The organism is Methylomonas sp. MK1 (genome assembly GCF_000365425.1).
In the GTDB taxonomy this organism is placed as follows: Bacteria; Pseudomonadota; Gammaproteobacteria; order Methylococcales; family Methylomonadaceae; genus Methylomonas.
In genome coordinates, this window is the sequence record NZ_AQOV01000001.1 from 763062 (window position 1) to 779645 (window position 16584).

At 53.7% G+C, this 16584-nt stretch carries 13 protein-coding genes; 12 read left to right on the top strand and 1 reads right to left on the bottom strand.

The window, feature by feature from the left end; translation table 11 throughout:
- The first annotated feature begins 2 nt into the window (after positions 1-2).
- Genes G006_RS0103570 through traN form a run of 7 tightly spaced genes read left to right on the top strand, consistent with a single transcriptional unit; the run spans position 3 to position 8518 of the window.
- Complete coding sequence (locus G006_RS0103570; RefSeq protein WP_020481791.1) at positions 3-260, top strand: RRXRR domain-containing protein; 258 nt, start codon at positions 3-5, stop codon at positions 258-260.
- On the top strand, positions 257-2671 hold the full coding sequence (gene traC, locus G006_RS0103575) for a type IV secretion system protein TraC (protein ID WP_020481792.1): 2415 nt from the start codon (positions 257-259) through the stop codon (positions 2669-2671). The genes G006_RS0103570 and traC overlap by 4 nt, the downstream gene beginning before the upstream one ends.
- Entirely contained in the window at positions 2661-2978 is a 318-nt protein-coding gene (locus G006_RS0103580) for a hypothetical protein (RefSeq protein WP_020481793.1), read from the top strand. The genes traC and G006_RS0103580 overlap by 11 nt, the downstream gene beginning before the upstream one ends.
- Entirely contained in the window at positions 2956-3522 is a 567-nt protein-coding gene (lepB, locus tag G006_RS0103585; RefSeq protein ID WP_020481794.1) for a signal peptidase I, read from the top strand. The genes G006_RS0103580 and lepB overlap by 23 nt, the downstream gene beginning before the upstream one ends.
- The gene (locus G006_RS0103590) at positions 3509-4708 is read left to right on the top strand and encodes a TrbC family F-type conjugative pilus assembly protein (RefSeq protein WP_020481795.1); all 1200 of its coding nucleotides are present in this window, start codon (positions 3509-3511) and stop codon (positions 4706-4708) included. The genes lepB and G006_RS0103590 overlap by 14 nt, the downstream gene beginning before the upstream one ends.
- Positions 4705-5736: a TraU family protein gene (locus G006_RS0103595; RefSeq protein ID WP_020481796.1), complete on the top strand. Its 1032-nt coding sequence runs from the start codon at positions 4705-4707 to the stop codon at positions 5734-5736. The genes G006_RS0103590 and G006_RS0103595 overlap by 4 nt, the downstream gene beginning before the upstream one ends.
- A gap of 4 nt (positions 5737-5740) precedes the next feature.
- A complete protein-coding gene (gene traN / locus G006_RS0103600) occupies positions 5741-8518 on the top strand; it encodes a conjugal transfer mating pair stabilization protein TraN (RefSeq protein WP_020481797.1) in 2778 nt (925 codons plus the stop codon).
- Positions 8519-8531: 13 nt separating this feature from the next.
- Here traN and G006_RS0103605 read toward each other — a convergent pair whose 3' ends face one another.
- On the bottom strand, positions 8532-8804 hold the full coding sequence (locus tag G006_RS0103605; RefSeq protein ID WP_020481798.1) for an HU family DNA-binding protein: 273 nt from the start codon (positions 8802-8804) through the stop codon (positions 8532-8534).
- Between the two features lie 211 nt (positions 8805-9015).
- Here G006_RS0103605 and hsdR point away from each other — a divergent pair, with 211 nt between their 5' ends.
- From hsdR to G006_RS0103630, 5 genes are read left to right on the top strand one after another with little or no spacing between them, the layout of a single operon-like run.
- On the top strand, positions 9016-11430 hold the full coding sequence (gene hsdR / locus G006_RS0103610) for an EcoAI/FtnUII family type I restriction enzme subunit R (protein ID WP_020481799.1): 2415 nt from the start codon (positions 9016-9018) through the stop codon (positions 11428-11430).
- 15 nt (positions 11431-11445) lie between these two features.
- Positions 11446-13227 (top strand): class I SAM-dependent DNA methyltransferase, encoded by a 1782-nt coding sequence (locus tag G006_RS0103615; RefSeq protein ID WP_020481800.1) that lies wholly within the window; start codon positions 11446-11448, stop codon positions 13225-13227.
- Positions 13224-14396, top strand: coding sequence for a PDDEXK nuclease domain-containing protein (locus tag G006_RS0103620; RefSeq protein ID WP_020481801.1), 1173 nt, complete (start codon positions 13224-13226; stop codon positions 14394-14396). The genes G006_RS0103615 and G006_RS0103620 overlap by 4 nt, the downstream gene beginning before the upstream one ends.
- Positions 14393-15550: a restriction endonuclease subunit S gene (locus tag G006_RS0103625; RefSeq protein ID WP_020481802.1), complete on the top strand. Its 1158-nt coding sequence runs from the start codon at positions 14393-14395 to the stop codon at positions 15548-15550. The genes G006_RS0103620 and G006_RS0103625 overlap by 4 nt, the downstream gene beginning before the upstream one ends.
- A 38-nt stretch (positions 15551-15588) precedes the next feature.
- Entirely contained in the window at positions 15589-16566 is a 978-nt protein-coding gene (locus G006_RS0103630; protein WP_020481803.1) for a hypothetical protein, read from the top strand.
- The last annotated feature ends 18 nt before the right edge of the window (positions 16567-16584 follow it).

A 16584-nucleotide genomic window follows, 5' to 3' on the forward strand; every position in this document is an offset into this window, starting at 1 on the left:
TCATGACCGGTGACTTTTCGGATACCGAGACTGCGATGGGCAACCGTCGCCCGTCGCTCTGCCTCAAAGACGGCAGAACCGTTCAGGTTCAAGCCGCCAATGGCCACCCGCTCAACCCCTGCCATCCGGCCAGGGCGAGAGAGTTGTTACGCAAAAAGCGGGTGATTCGGGTTTGCCGACATCCCTTTACGATTCGCCTGCATGCCGAACATCAAGCCGAAGCCATGCAACAACTGTATGCCGAGGAGACCACCCCATGACCACCGCGCAACGTCCCCGTGCCGATCAGCTGTTCCCGGTGCTGGCTTACGAATACGACCATCATCTGTTTCTGATGGCCGATAGCAGCATTGGCTTTGGCTTTCTGTGTCGACCCATGACCGGTGCCGATGCCAGCGTCTCCGCGCGGGTCAACGTGTTGCTGAATCAGGATTGGCCGACCGACACCTTATTGCAGGTGAGCCTATGGACCTCGCCAGACATCGAGGAAGCGCTGGCGATCATGCAGACCCGACGCTTGAAACAGCAAAAACCGACCTATAAAACCATGACCCAGGCCAGCGTCGATTTTCTGCGGCGCGGCACAACCAAGGCGCCGGAAGCAATTTCGGGGGCACGTCTCCGGCGCAGCCACATTCTGGTGACGGTAAAACTACCGATGGCATCCCCCCGTCCTAGTGAAACCGACATCCGTCGGGCTAGCGAATTGCAATTGGCGACCCAGCAATCGCTGTCGACCATTGGCTTGTACCCGGAAATTTTGGGCGCCGATCAGTATGTCCGCATCCTGAACACGCTGCTCAACTGGCAGCCTGATGCCGGCTGGAAAGACCGGGTGGTACCCGAGTGCGATCCGACCCAATTGATTCGTGATCAGTTATTGGATTACGACAACGCCCTCGAACTGGATGAAAAAGGTCTGTGGCTCGGTAGTAAGCGTGTCAAGACGCTATCTGCCAAACGCATGCCCGACCATTTTTACTTTGGCAGTGCCAAGAGCTATCTCGGCGACATTTTGTCCGGTACCCGAGGCATTCGGCAAAATACCTTGATCAGTCTGATCTTGCATTATCCCGATGCCGAATCGACCCGGTCAAAACATGAAGGTGTTAGGCAATTCATCACCAACCAGGTCAATACGCCGATTGCCCGTTTTCTGCCGGTGCTGGTACAACGCAAACACCATTTCGACGTGTTGTTCGATGCCTACCGCGACGGCGACCGGCCGATTCGGGCTTATTTCGGGGTGCTGCTGTTTTGCGATGAAGCCGAGGAAGCCGCAGCGGTGTCCAATGCCCGAGTGTATTTTCGCGAGCTGGGTTTTCAGCTACTGGAAGACAAATACTTCTGCCTCCCATTTTTCCTGAACTGTTTGCCGTTCGGACCTGAGCGTTCGGCGATTGCCGATCTGAAACGCTACCGCACGCTGGCCACGCGACATGCCATTCCGTTACTGCCGCTGTTCGGCGACTGGGCTGGCACCGGCACGCCGACCTTGAATTTCGTCTCCCGTAACGGCGAACACATGGCGGTGTCGCTGTTCGATACCACCGGCAACTACAACCTGTGTATCGCCGCCGAATCCGGCAAAGGTAAATCCTTTCTGACCAACGAGATCATCGTCAGCTATCTGACCGAAGGCGCGCAAATCTGGGCGATCGATGTCGGCCGCTCTTACGAAAACCTCTGCGAGGTGCTGGAAGGCGATTTCGTCAAATTCACCCACGGCTCCGGCATCTGCATGAACCCGTTTGAGATCGTGCAAAACTTTGAGGAAGAAGCCGACATGTTAGCCGGATTAGTCAGCCAGATGGCCGCACCGACCGAGAAATTGACCGATTTCCAGACGGCTGGTCTGAAACGGATATTAAAGCAACTCTGGACCGAAAAAGCCCAAGCCATGTCGGTCGACGACATTGCCAAGCAACTCTGCGCCGAAGCCGATCAACGCTTGAAGGATGTCGGCGAGCAGTTGTTTCCGTTTACCACGAAAGGCGAATATGGCCGCTTTTTTAACGGTAAGAACAACGCCAAGTTCGCTCGCGACTTTACCGTACTGGAATTGGAGGAGCTGAAGGGTCGCAAGCATCTGCAACAAGTGGTTCTGCTGCAACTGATCTACCAAATCCAGCAGGAAATGTATCTGGGCGAACGCAACCGGCCCAAGATCGTCATCATCGACGAAGCCTGGGATTTGCTCACCGAAGGCGATGTGGCCAAGTTCATGGAACACGGCTACCGCCGCTTTCGGAAATACGGCGGTGCTGCAGTCACCATCACCCAATCGGTGAACGACTTGTACCGCAATGCCGCAGGGCGAGCCATCGTCGAGAACTCCGCCAATATGTACTTGCTCGGTCAAAAAGCCGAAGTCATCGAAGGCATGAAGCAAGATCGGCGCTTGCCGTTGTCCGACGGTGGATATGAACTCCTCAAAACCGTGCATACCTTGCCCGGCGCCTATTCCGAGATTTTCTTCATCACCGAGATGGGTTCCGGTATCGGACGGCTGATCGTCGATCCGTTCAAACGCATTCTGTTCTCCACCAAACCCGAAGACGTCAACGCCTTGAAACAGTTGCGCCGGCAAGGTTTGAGTCTGGGCGATGCCATTCAACAACTCATTGACAGCCGCCAGTCTAAAACTCGGGAGTTGAACTATGGACGCTAAATCACAATGGCTCAGCACTGTTTTAATCGCTGTCTGTCTGGGATGTTGCGGTGGCTGGTTGGCTGCGCAACAGCAATTACAACAGCCCTTAGAACGCTTGAATTTGGTGACGCCGGTATTCGTGTTCGACAGAGCCAAATTGATTCAATCGATACCGCCCAATGCCAGTCAGGAGCAGATGGCCAAGATCGTCGATGACTGGCAGGGTCAAGCCAAAAAGCTCAGTGATGCGGGTTATCTGGTCATCGATTCTACAGGGGTGGTGGCCGCACCGGAGGATGTCTATGTACGACAAACCGGACGCTAAGCCTATGAATAAACCCCGGTTCCATTCGCCATCGTTGCCCCGTGTCACTCGCCCTCGCTTAGGCCTCTTCTTGCTGAAGGCGATACCGATTTTGTTGCTGGTGTTAGCCGTGGAACGTTACCTAGGCCAACGATTTCTGATTGGCGGCGATGACCAGGTCGATCGCTGCCTGCCGGATAAATGGGTGTATCTGATCGATACCCAAAATAAAGACATCTGGCGTGGCGATTTGATTGCGTTCCGCGCCGAGCGCATGGCGCCCTTTTTCAAGGACGGCCAGATCATCGTCAAAATTGCCGCCGGCGTCACGGGAGATACCGTCCATGTCGATCCAAAGCACACCATGATTAACGGTCAACGGATCATCGACGGCCTACCTTTGACGGAGAAACTGAACAAAGCCCCCTCCTCTTTCAAACGCCATGAAACGATTCCACCCGCCGCCTATTGGGTGACCGGGCAAACGGACAAAAGCTTCGATTCGCGTTACTGGGGCTATGTCTACGACCACCAAGTGATTGGACGGGCCTATGCGTTGTTTTGATCAAGCTCTGGTTCGGCAAATCCGATCGGTATTCTGTCTGATCTTAGGGGTTCCATTTTTTCCAGCTTTCGCAGACGAGGCTTGGTTAACACGCTCGCAGGCCATTTTGCAGGCCCTGGAAGGCCAGCCTCGACCGGAGTGGCTGAACGGTCAGACTGCACCGTTGGACCTGAAGCGCCAGGCGATGCAGGTCTTTGAAACCGCGCGATCGATGCAAAACCCTGCGTTATCGACAGAAACGGAAAGAAGCCTTTCGACAAACCTATCGAGCCAACCACACACACTGTTATTTGTCTCTTTTTCGCTCGGTGATGCGGCGCTAAAAGGCATCTTTGAAGAAGCTTCAGGACGGGATGATGTGTTGCTGGTGTTTCGCGGGCCTAAGCCCGGACAAAAACTACCGGTGTTGATGGCAGACCTCAAGCGTTTACTGAAAAGCATTGATCCCGTCCCGAACATCGTCATTGATCCCACTCGTTTTCAACGTTGGTCGGTGGCCTCCGTGCCGGACATCGTTGTCGAACAAGACAGTAAATCCCGTTTACATGTTCGAGGTGTCAGCAGTCTGTCCTGGCTAGAAGAGCAGATCAAAGCCGGCAAACAGGGTGATTTGGGAACGTTGGGCGATGTCAGCGAGATTGCCGAAATCGACTTGTTGGAAGAGATCAAACGCCGGATGGCGGCCATCGACTGGAAACAAAAGCAGCAACAGGCCATAGCTCGATTCTGGGAACAGCAGAAATTCGAAGTGTTGCCGGTGGCTCTGGAAGATCGGGATCGAACCGTCGATCTGACCATCACCGCGCCGCGAGATTTAACGGCACCCAACGGTCAATTGATTGTCCGAGCCGGACAAACCGTCAATCCGTTGGACAAGATGTCGTTTGGCTTATGCCTGATGGTATTTGATGCCACGGTGCCGGCGCAAGTTGAGCTGATTCAGCATCAGTCCTGCCAGGACAAAAAGGCCCACGTGATGTATTTGGCCACGTCTCTGCCGCGTCAAGATGGCTGGGAAAAGCTTAAACACTTGGAAAACACCATGCAGGCACCGGTGTATTTACTGACACCGGATGTACGCAGCCGTTTTCAGTTACAGCATGTGCCGTCATTTATCGAACAATCAGGCAACCGTCTGATTGTTCATGAACGAAAACTGCCTGTCTCTTCGGGAGAGCGGTCATGAAACGATTCGTTTTCCCTTGGGTTTTGGGAGGCTTGATAACACTGGCAACCCCGCTTTATGCCGACACCACAACCAATAGCGTCGATCCGTTATGCTCCGACGCCGAACTGTGGTCCGGCAAGCTGGTCACCGATATTTGCTGGAGTTGTTTGTTTCCGATTCGGGCGGCGGGAGCTTCGCTGGGCGGTGGCAACGTACCGAGCATCGCAACTGATGAGAAATTCTGTTTCTGCACCGATCCGATGGGAATTCCGGAACTGGGCATGACCATGGGTCTTTGGAATCCGGCGAGGCTGATCGAGATTGTCCGCAATCCCTGGTGCTCGCCGGCTTTGGGAGGCCATAAATTCAGTGCCTCGAACGTGCGTCTGATCGCCACCACCGGCAAGGCGGACTTCGATGCCAGCGAGATGTCATTTTTCAATTACCACTATTTCGCCTTCCCGCTGACCATCCTGCTGGACCTGTTTTGGGATGGTCGCTGCAACAGTGATGGCTACCGGGATTTCGATTTGCTGTATGTATCCGAGCTCGATCCCACCTGGAACAATGATTTATTGGCGTTTTTTACCAGTCCGGAAACGGCGTTGTTCGCCAATCCGGTGGCCATCTCCGCCTGTGTCGCCGATGCCGCGGCGGCGGCCACCGGTAATCCCTTGGATGCCTTGTTCTGGTGTGCCGGTGCTTGGGGGCATATGTATCCCTTATCCGGCATTTCACCCACCAGTTACGGCACCGACCCACGCATCACCAGTTTATTAGCCACCCGTGCCACGGCATCCTTGCATCGCCGCGGGTTGGCTTGGAAAACCTCGGGCAACGATGCTTTATGTGGCGGCTATATCTATCCCTTCATTCCCAAGTCGCAATACCGGCTATCGATGTTTTATCCGGTCGCGGAAACAGAGTCCAATCATGTAATTGGCGAAACCACGTTCAAATGGGGGGCGGGACGCACGTATCCGGGGCCGGGTGAAGATCATCTATACATCCTATTTAGGTGGCAAGATTGCTGCGTTGGTTTATGAGGCGATGAGACAATTCTTTGATCCCCAAACATTTGTTACGCAAATCCTGTCAGCGGTGCTGTGCGTCACGCTGGCCTGGACACCGTTTGGTGTGTCCTGGGCCGATGCGATTCAGGCGGCCGGGCGTGATGGCCAACAACTCGGTCAGCAAGTCCTCGATGGTTTTGCGTTTCCGCTCGATACCGGCAACGGCACGCTAACCTTGAATCCGGGGACTGCTCAGGAAAGTGCCATATCGATTGGCACCTTGTTTCCGGATACTAACAGCGCTACGACCACGGCCCAGGAGTTTGCCGATCTCTATGGCAACAACCCCGGCACACTGGCGGCGGGGTTGAACGCGCAGACCGCCTTGAACGGCGAATCCAGCTTCACCGGCGAAGCCTATCGCACCTTGATCGACAACGCCCACCAGTCGCATCCGGATTTACACAACGATGCAGTCTGGACTGCCGGTGATCAGGTGTTTGCCAATTTCACGCCCTGGGCGCAGTCGTTTTCGGACTGTACCACCATGACCACGCAAACCGAGACCAGCCATTCGGTCCGTATCCCCGACTATCAGTTGTGTCTGCGCCAACCGACGGTACCGCAAAGTTGTACTGCCACCCATCAAGTTAACGTCGAAACATTGCTGAGTTTTGTCTCCGGTAACGGAGGCATGTCCAGCTGTGGTTCTGGCTGCATGGATTTGTACGTCGGGCGTGTGGGCGATAACTATTGGTCAGCCGGCTGCGGCATATTCAACTGGGAAGTGACTTACAACGTCCTGCACCCGGAAGCCATCATCAGTGCCACGCTGGAAGATGTCGAGTTCGATGACCATGCCCGCGTCTATTACGGCGGGAATCTGATCTATACCGGTTCCACCGGCTGGGGTGGCTCATGTGAGCTCAGCAATAGCTGGGTCGACCATCCCAATCGCGACGTCACCTATGCCTTCAACAGTACGGGCAACAAAGTCTTCAAACAGGAAACCATGGTTGGTGGTAATGGTGAGGGTTATTCCAGGATTCGGCTCCGCTATGATTTGTCGAAACTGATCACCCAGGACCAATGGAGTTGGAGCGGTCCGAATTGCCAAAACTTAGCCAATGCGATTACTGACGGCATTTGCCAAGCCGGCAGCCAATTGAGTTGCACGAACGATCCGGCCAATGCGTCGGGTTGTTACGTCGATCCGACTTCGCAAGTCATGGTCTGCGGCTCGGATTTGGCCCAAGCCCCAGTGGCCAGTTCGACCGGGATTCGTAATACCTGTATGAATATCCAGTCCTCTGGACGCTGCGATTTGAATCAGTATGGCCAATGCTGGACCGATACCGCCGGCACCCACTGTTTAGAACCGCCGGCGAGCGGGATACCCAACAAGACCTGTGCGTCGTTGGAAACGCAAGGCTGCTCGTTCATCAAAAGCCAATGTACCAGTGTGTTGGCCTCCGGCACCTGCTGGGACAGCGTCGATACTTATGACTGCGGGCAAACGGTGGGCATTCCCGGCATTCAAAGCAACACCCAACAGCAATGTGCCGGGCCGATTCGGTGTATGGGGGAAGATTGCATCACCATGAACCGCACCCAGAGCCAGGATTTCAGCAAGGCGGTCGCCTTACTCAATAGCGCCCAACAAATGGCGATGGATTTGCATTGTGACTATGCCAACGCCGATCTGCAGCAGAAGGATCCGACCACCTGTCAGGTATTCCAGGGTAAACCCGCCAGTTGCAAAATGGTCGGCGGCGCTCTCAGTCTGGTCGATTGCTGCGAAACGCCCTCGGGTGCGATGGGGCTGGGACGTTACATTGATCTGCTGATCGCCACCAGTCAGATGGACGGCGCTGTCATGGCCATGGACAGTACCTCGGCGATTCGAGGCGCCTGGGAAACCATGCGCACCCCGTTCACCTTGGCTGGCGATGCCTGGAACAGTTTTCAGGCGGATTTTGCATCGACGGTGAATGACTTGGTCGGCACCGACATGCTCAGTACCAGCGATGTTGCCTCGCAAGGTTTACTGGATTCACTCAAAGGTGAATTAATGAAGTCCGTGGCGGAATGGATAGGCCAGACCTTTGGCGAAGCGGCCGGCAATGCCTTGTTCAGCGCTGGCGGTCAGGCTGCGTTCGATTCGGCGGGCAATTTGACCCCGGCAGCGGAATCGGGTGGCGTCGAGTTGGGCGGCGGTGCCGCGGTCGCAGGCGAGTTGCTCAGTACCTTGATGACGGCTTATACGGTGGTCATGATCATCATCATGATTATCCAGATCGTCTATTCCTGCGAAGAACCGGAGTACGAACTCGCAGCGAAGAAACAACTGAAGGTCTGCACGGACCTCGGTACCTATTGCGAGAGCAAGGTGGCTGGCGTGTGTTGGGTGCGCAAGGAAAGCTACTGCTGTTACAACTCGCCGCTAGCACGCATCCTCAACGAACAAATCAAACCGCAGCTGAGCATGGATTTCGGCACGCAGGAAAATCCCAGTTGTACCGGCATCAAAGTCTCGGATCTGGACCGCGTGGATTGGACCCAGGTCAATCTGGACGAATGGTTGGCGATTCTGGCTCAGACCGGGCATTTGCCGAGCGCTGCCAATGCTGCATCTATGCTCAATCTGGATCAACTCACCGGCACAGGCAGCCGACTCAATCCGCAGAAATACGGTGCGGCCTCCAGTGGCCGACAAGATACCTTGACCCGCACCCAAGGCCGGATGACCGAATTGGACGTACCCACGGTCAAACGGCAGTCGGAACTGGAAGGCTGGGGAATGGGGCCGCAGTGATGCGGCATGCAACTTACTGAACCGCGTCTTTCAAGCCTTTGCCGGCTTTGAAGGATGGCAATTTGGCAGCGGCAATCGTAATGGCTTCGCCTGTTTGTGGATTGCGGCCAGCACGCTCGGCGCGTTCTTTCACTTCAAAGGTGCCAAAGCCCACCAACGCCACGGAATCACTGGATTTCAGAGCAGCTTGGATCGATTGGGTGATACCGTCCAGTGCGCGACCGGCGTCGGCTTTAGTTAGATTGGCGTGGCTGGCAATGGCGTCGATGAGATCGGATTTGTTCATGTATGTTATTTCCTGTTTATAAAAAGCGGTTAAATTGCGATTTTGTTAGTGCCCGTGGCTTAGGTTACACGGGGCAATTGTAACCAGAAAGCCCGATTACTACTTCCCAGGATAGCGAATACTTATGAGTTCAGCCGCTTAGCTGCTAATATTCCAGTATTTGACCTATACCCCATCATAACCGCTAGGTATTTAATCGGGAAACAGCTAAATGGACAGGGACACCAAACGCGATACGATCATGACCGAGGCAGATACCAGTCGCGAATTTGTTACCCCAAAATTGGTTCAAGCTGGATGGTCAATCTCACCCCATTCAATCGGCGAACAACGCAGTTTCACCAATGGCAGGATCTTTGTCACCGGTGGCAAAGTGCGCCGCGGTCAACAAAAACGTGCCGATTATCTGCTGTACTACCGGCGCGATTTCCCGCTAGCCGTCGTCGAAGTTAAAAGTATTAGCTTTCCCGCCGAAACCGGCGTCCAGCAAGCCCGCGAATATGCCGAAATCCTGGGTCTGAAATTCGCATACGCCACCAACGGTCGGCAAATTATTGAGATCGACTACACTACCGGCACCGAAAAGCTAATCGCCCAATACCCAAGTCCTGATGACCTCTGGCACCGCCTAACCGCCTCCTCTTCGCTGTCTGAAACAGCCAGTAACCAATTGCTGGAACCCTTTAATTTGGTGTCGGGCAAGATTCCCCGCTACTACCAGGTCATTGCCATTAACCGCATCATCGAAGCGATTTTACTCGGACAAAATCGCATCCTGACTACCATGGCCACCGGTACCGGTAAAACCTGCGTGGCGTTTCAATTGTGCTGGAAGTTGTGGAATAGCCGCTGGAACAGAACCGGCGAATATCGACGACCCAAAATTCTGTTTCTCGCCGACCGCAACATCCTGGTCGACGATCCCATGGCCAAGATGTTTGCCCCGTTCGGCGATGCCCGCTTCAAAATTTCCGGCAACGATGTCAGCCAGGGCCGGGAAATGTATTTCGGCATTTACCAGGCACTGACCAATCCTTATAGCGATGTTTTTCGTCAGTACCGTCCGGACTTTTTCGATTTGATCATCATCGATGAGTGCCATCGCGGCTCCAGCCGAAATGACAGCAGTTGGCGGGCGGTGCTGGATTATTTCCAACCGGCTGTTCAAGTCGGGATGACAGCAACTCCGCTACGGGAAGATTCTCGCGATAGCTACGAGTATTTCGGCAACCCGGTCTACACCTACAGTTTGCGTCAAGGCATCGAAGACGGTTTTCTGGCGCCATATCGGATACATCGCGTGATTACCACCGTCGATGCCGCGGGTTGGCGACCCTCGAAAGACGAACTGGATCGTTTCGGTCGCCCAGTACCGGATGATGAATATCAGACCAAGGATTTTGAACGGGTGATTGCCTTACGCGCAAGAACTCGCGCCATGGCCAAGCATCTCACCGATTTTTTGAAAGGCACTGACCGCTTTGCCAAAACCTTGGTGTTTTGCGTCGATCAGGAACACGCCTCGGAAATGCGCCAGGAACTGCTCAATCTCAATAGCGATTTGGTCAAGCAATACCCTGATTACGTCTGCCGCGTCACCGCCGACGAAGGCGCTATCGGCCTGACCCATCTGGCCCATTTCCAGGATATCGACAAACCCACGCCCGCCATCCTGACCACCTCGCAACTCCTCACCACCGGCGTCGATGCCGAAATGGTCAAGAACGTGGTGTTGGCTCGCGTGGTAGGCTCTCGCTCCGAATTCAAGCAAATCGTCGGCCGTGGCACGCGCCTGAAGGTCGATTACGGCAAGGAATATTTCAACATCATCGATTTCACCGGCACGGCGACGCGGCATTTTGCCGATCCGGACTTTGACGGCGATCCTGCACGTATCGAAGAAGTCACCATCGATGAAGAAGGCGAAATTATCGATACCACGGTCGAGATCATCGACAACGAAGTCCAGGAAACACCGGGTGAATACCAACCTGACGAAGACAATGCCGTAGACGGCGAAGGTGAAATCATCACCGATCCGCCGCCCGAACCGCGTAAATTCTATGTCGATGGTGGCACAGTCGAAGTCATCGGCCATCTAGTCTACGATCTGGATACCGACGGCAAGAAGCTACAAGTCGTGCGTTACACCGAATATTCCGGCCGCGCGGTGCGTTCGATGTATCCCGGCAGCCATGAATTTCAGCGCGACTGGGCCAACCCGGATACCCGTAGCGACTTGCTACGCGAACTCACCGAACGTGGCATCAGCTTCGAAGAACTCGCCGCATCGTCCGACTTGCCGGATGCCGATCCCTTCGATTTGCTTTGCAATCTGGCTTGGAATGCGCCGTTGTTGACCCGCCGGCAACGTGCCGAGCAAGCCCGCAAATCGGCCCAGAATCTATTCAGCCAGCACAGCGAAACGGCCCGCGAAATCCTCGCGCTGATGCTGGATAAATACATCGAGCGCGGCATTAGCCAATTCAACGCCTTATCCGAATTGATGAAAGTTCAGCCGTTCGAACAATACGGCACCCCCACGGAAATCGCCAACCGCCATTTCGGCGGCATTCAGGGCCTGAAAGCGGCTGTGTCGCAATTACAGTCCGCCATCTACCAATAATTATTCATTCTTTGCATGGTCAAACCTAAAAAAACCGTAAATACTCAGCTAACCACCGCACAACAACTGTCCGCATTGATCAAATCGGCGCGCGACATCCTGCGTAAAGACAAAGGCTTAAACGGCGACGTCGACCGCTTGCCGCTGCTCACCTGGGTCATGTTTCTGAAATTCCTCGACGACCTGGAGCTCCTGCATGAACAGGAAGCCGAGCTGGATGGCAAACGCTATCAAGGCATCGTCGAATCGCCTTATCGCTGGCGGGATTGGGCGGCACGGGAAGACGGCGTGACTGGCGAAGAATTATTGTCTTTCATCAACCAGGACGAAACCATCCGCCCCGACGGTCAACGCGGCAAAGGCTTGTTCGCTTATCTGCGCGGCTTGGCCGGCGAAGGCGAAAAAGGCAGTCAGCGCGAAGTCATCGCCAACGTGTTCAAAGGCGTGCAAAACCGCATGGTCAGTGGCTTTTTATTGCGTGACATCATCAACAAGATCAACGGCATTCATTTCAATAGCAGCGAAGAAATTCACACGCTGTCGCATCTGTACGAATCGATGCTGCGGGAAATGCGCGACGCGGCTGGCGATTCCGGCGAATTTTATACCCCGCGCCCGGTAGTTCGTTTCATGGTGCAAGTCACCGACCCCAAACTCGGCGAAACTGTACTCGACCCGGCGAGCGGTACCGGCGGATTTCTGGTGGAGTCCTATGACCATTTGCTAAAACAAGTCATCACACCGGAGGATCGAAGAAAACTCCAGAGGGAAACCTTGTTCGGCCAGGAAGCCAAACCGCTGCCGTATATGCTGGTACAGATGAACTTGCTGCTACACGGACTGGAAGCCCCGCAAATTGCTTACGGCAATACCTTGGAGCGCCGCGTCACTGAAATCGGCCATAGTGAACGCGTCGATGTCATCCTGACCAACCCGCCATTCGGCGGCGAGGAAGAAGCCGGCATCAAAGCCAATTTCCCGGCCAACATGCAGACCGCCGAAACCGCCCTGCTCTTTTTGCAATTTATCATGCGCAAATTGCGTTATGCGGGCTTCGGCGCGGAACGCGGCGGTCGCGCCGCCGTGGTCGTGCCCAACGGCACTTTATTTGGGGATGGCGTTTGCGCCACTATCAAGGAAGAGCTGCTGAAAGAATTCAACCTACACACCATCGTGCGCCTGCCTCAAGGTGTGTTCGCACCCTATACTGACATTCCAGCCAACCTGCTGTTTTTCGAGCGCGGCGGCCCCACCGAAACCATCTGGTATTACGAACAGCCGCTACCGGAAGGTCGCAAGAAATACAGTAAAACCGCACCCTTGCAATTCGAAGAACTGGAACCAGCCTTAAACTGGTGGCACAACCGCGAGGAAACCCCGCAAGCTTGGAAAATCAATTTCGCCGGCAAACGCGCCGATGCCCTTGCCGCCGCCGAACCCCACTGGCAACGTGCCGAAAGCGAACGCACCACCGCACTGGCCCTGGGCAAACAGATTCGCGAACAGGAACAAGCCATCTCCGCCGCCGGCAATGGCGACAAAGCCGCGTTGCAAACCCATCTGCGCGACCTGAAAGCCAAACAACAAGCCCACGATGCCGCCGCCAAAGCCTCGCAAAGCGAAGGCGATGCGCTGTACTGGCCGATTTATAATCTCGATCAAAAGAATCCCCACGCCAAGGCCGGCCTGGAACATGCCGATCCCAAAGACCTGATTGCCAGCATGCGCAGCCACGAAACCGAAGTGATGCGTTTATTGGGCGAGATCGAGACTTTGGTGCATGAGGTGGAACAATGAGGGAATCCAGTCAACTGCCCAGCGATTACGGCGAGATCCATACCGACATCGTCCAGCTGCTGGAAAACGCGCGCCGCGCCGCCGCCCGTAGCGTCAATGCTTTAATGACCGCCAGTTATTGGGAAATTGGCCGCCGCATCGTCGAATTCGAACAAGGCGGTGAAGATCGCGCCGCGTATGGCGAGGCATTGATTCAGCGGTTGGCATTGGATTTATGCAATCGTTTTGGCCGTGGATTTAGCCGCCAAAACCTCCAGCAAATGCGGGCGTTTTATCTGGCCTGGCCGATGGATAACATTCGCCAGACAGTGTCTGGCATTTCTTCCCTAAATCCGCAGACAGTGTCTGCAGAATCATCTTCAACGCCAATTATCCAGACAGCGTCTGGACAATTACTCACTCTCGCAACCTTGGCCGAAGCCTTCCCGCTACCCTGGTCGGCTTACGTGCGCTTGCTTTCGGTCAAAAAACCGGAAGCGCGCGGCTTCTACGAAACCGAAGCTCTGCGTTGCGGCTGGACGGTGCGGCAATTGGATCGGCAGATCAACAGCCAGTTTTACGAGCGAACGGCATTATCGATAAACAAAATGGCTATGCTGGAGCAAGCGGAACACGCCGAACCGGATGACGCCATCACGCCGGAACAAGCTATCAAGGATCCGTTCGTGCTGGAATTTCTCAACCTGAAAGACCAATACTCGGAATCCGATCTCGAAGACGCGCTGATCCAGCATTTGGCCGATTTTCTGCTGGAATTGGGCGACGACTTTGCCTTTGTCGGTCGCCAGCGCCGCTTGCGGCTCGACGATACCTGGTTTCGCATCGACTTGCTGTTTTTCCATCGCCACCTGAAATGTCTGGTGGTGATCGATCTCAAGGTCGGCAAGTTCAGCTATGCCGACGCCGGCCAAATGCACCTGTACCTGAATTATGCCCGCGAACACTGGATGAAGCCCGGCGAAAACCCGCCGGTGGGCCTGATTCTGTGCGCCGCCAAAGGCGCCGCAGAAGCCCATTACGCCTTGGACAACCTACCGAACAAGGTACTGGCCGCCGAATATCAAACCGTGCTACCGGATGAGAAGCTGTTGGCGGAGGAATTGGAGCGGTCGAGGATCGAATTAGAGGCGCGGAGGTTGGTAGGCTCGAAAAATGAAGGTGAAGCATGAGTCGGTGGCCCATAGTTCCTTTAGGTGAGTTGCTTAGGCGAAGCAATGAGACCGCAATACTTGATTTCGATACTGAATATCATGAAGTAACGATTCGGCTTTGGGGCAAAGGCGTTATCAGCAGAGGTAGAGTAAGAGGCGGTGATGTAGGAACATCTCGCCAAGTGGTTCGAGCCAATCAACTTATTCTCTCGAAAATTGATGCTCGAAATGGTGCGATCGGCATTGTTCCCCCGGAATTGGATGGTGCAATCGTTAGTAACGATTTTCCATCATTCGAATTTGCCGAAAAGCTCGATTCCGCATATATGGGTTGGCTAGTGCGATCGACCCAATTTGTAGAACTGTGCAAAGCCGCCAGCGAAGGCACAACTAACAGGATTCGGATTAAAGATGATCGTTTTCTAAGCCAACAGATTCATTTACCCCCGTTAGAGAAACAACAAACCATCGTCGCACGCCTCGATCAATTGGCGAACAAAGTCCGGCAAGTCAATGAACATCTGGATGCCGCTGAGAATGATGCTTTTCGGCTATTGATTTTGATGGCAACCCGTCGTGATCTATCTGATGAGCAACGTAAGTCAATGGGTTGGAAAGAAATTGCTATTGGCGATTTCGCTAAGCTAGCCCTCTCTCCGGTTACCGTAGACGCCAATGAAAACTACCCAAATATAGGTATCTATAGCTTTGCCAAGGGATTATTCGAGAAACCTCCAATCGAAGGCAGCCGCACCAGTGCAAAAACACTTTATCAAATAAAAAAAGGGCAGTTTATCTATAGCCGTCTCTTCGCATTTGAAGGCGGATACGCATTGGTACCACCTGAATTCGATGGCTACTATGTTTCGAATGAATTTCCTACATTTGATATTGACCTGGAAAAAGCAACATCCAAGTTTTTAATCACTTTGTTTCTGACCGAACAGGATTGGCAAGAGCTTGCGATGTCGAGTAAGGGTGTAGGTGATAGGAGACTTCGCATCCAACCAGAAAAAATATTGCATCGAAAAATATGGTTACCACCACTCAAGGAACAAGAACGGATTGAAAAAATGTTCGACGCTTACCAAGCACTCAAGGACAAACATGCAGTAATCCGCGCTGCCAATCGAGCCCTGATTCCAGCCACGCTGGAACGGGTATTTCAATAATCCAGCCGTCATCTCAGCATGAAATTTAGGGAGAACTAATGGCACGAGAAGTCGTTACCAAGCGCGTATATCTGAAACACGCTGTTTTTCTTGATAAGAAGGACGCTCCGACCATTCAAGAGAAAATGGAATTGGCGCTGAAGAAGCTTCATCGGATGGGCGACAGAAAAGAAGTACTGGGAGAGGATAATCGGCACGTTCGCTCGATCATTTATCACCGTATCCATGCCAACATGCTGTTCGGCATTTTCGCCTCGTATGAGCGAGGTACGCAGCAAATGATCGTTGCCGAAGACGATGACGCCGAAACCTTGAGCATTGAGCAGGTTGCGCCACCGAAAGGCGATGACAATAAGCGTCGTGAGTTCCTGGAAGGTGTCTGTTATTTCGGGCTATTTGGCAATCATGTCCTGGTTGTTCAATCCAACGCACTTGGCTCCAAACAGATTGAAACCCATTTCAATTGGTTGTTGAAGCAAGCCGAGGTTGTTGCAGCCGGTAATGCGGTTGGCTTGTCTGATCAAATAGCGGCGGCAACCAAAGAACGCATACGCAACGCGCATGTCAAAGAGGTGGAAATCGGCGCGCCGTTTATTGAAGCTGAGGCCGCCCTGCCGAGCACAAACAAAGAAATCATCGAAGATACTGCTTTCAACTTCAAGGGTATTGGTTTGGACATGGTTCGGCAGATTTTGGGCGATCAACTTGACTCGATGAAACTGGCGGATGCGCTGGACGGCAATATCGAAGTCAGTTTGCGAATTCGTTACAAAAAGAAAACCACAGAGAAAGCTCATGAGTTACTCGACAATATCGCCTTGGCGATTCGTAATATCGACGGAGATGAAGTGAAATTGCATTTGGTTGGCGGTGGTCAGGTCGATGGCAATCAATTGAAATTATCATCGCTACTTCGGATTGAGGCGCACGACGGCATACCGAGCTATAACGAGTTGTTTCAAAAAATGCAGCAATGGCTGCTGGATTTGCTTGAGAAAAAAGTTGTTGAGCCATGAGCCAAGCCTCGCGTCGGA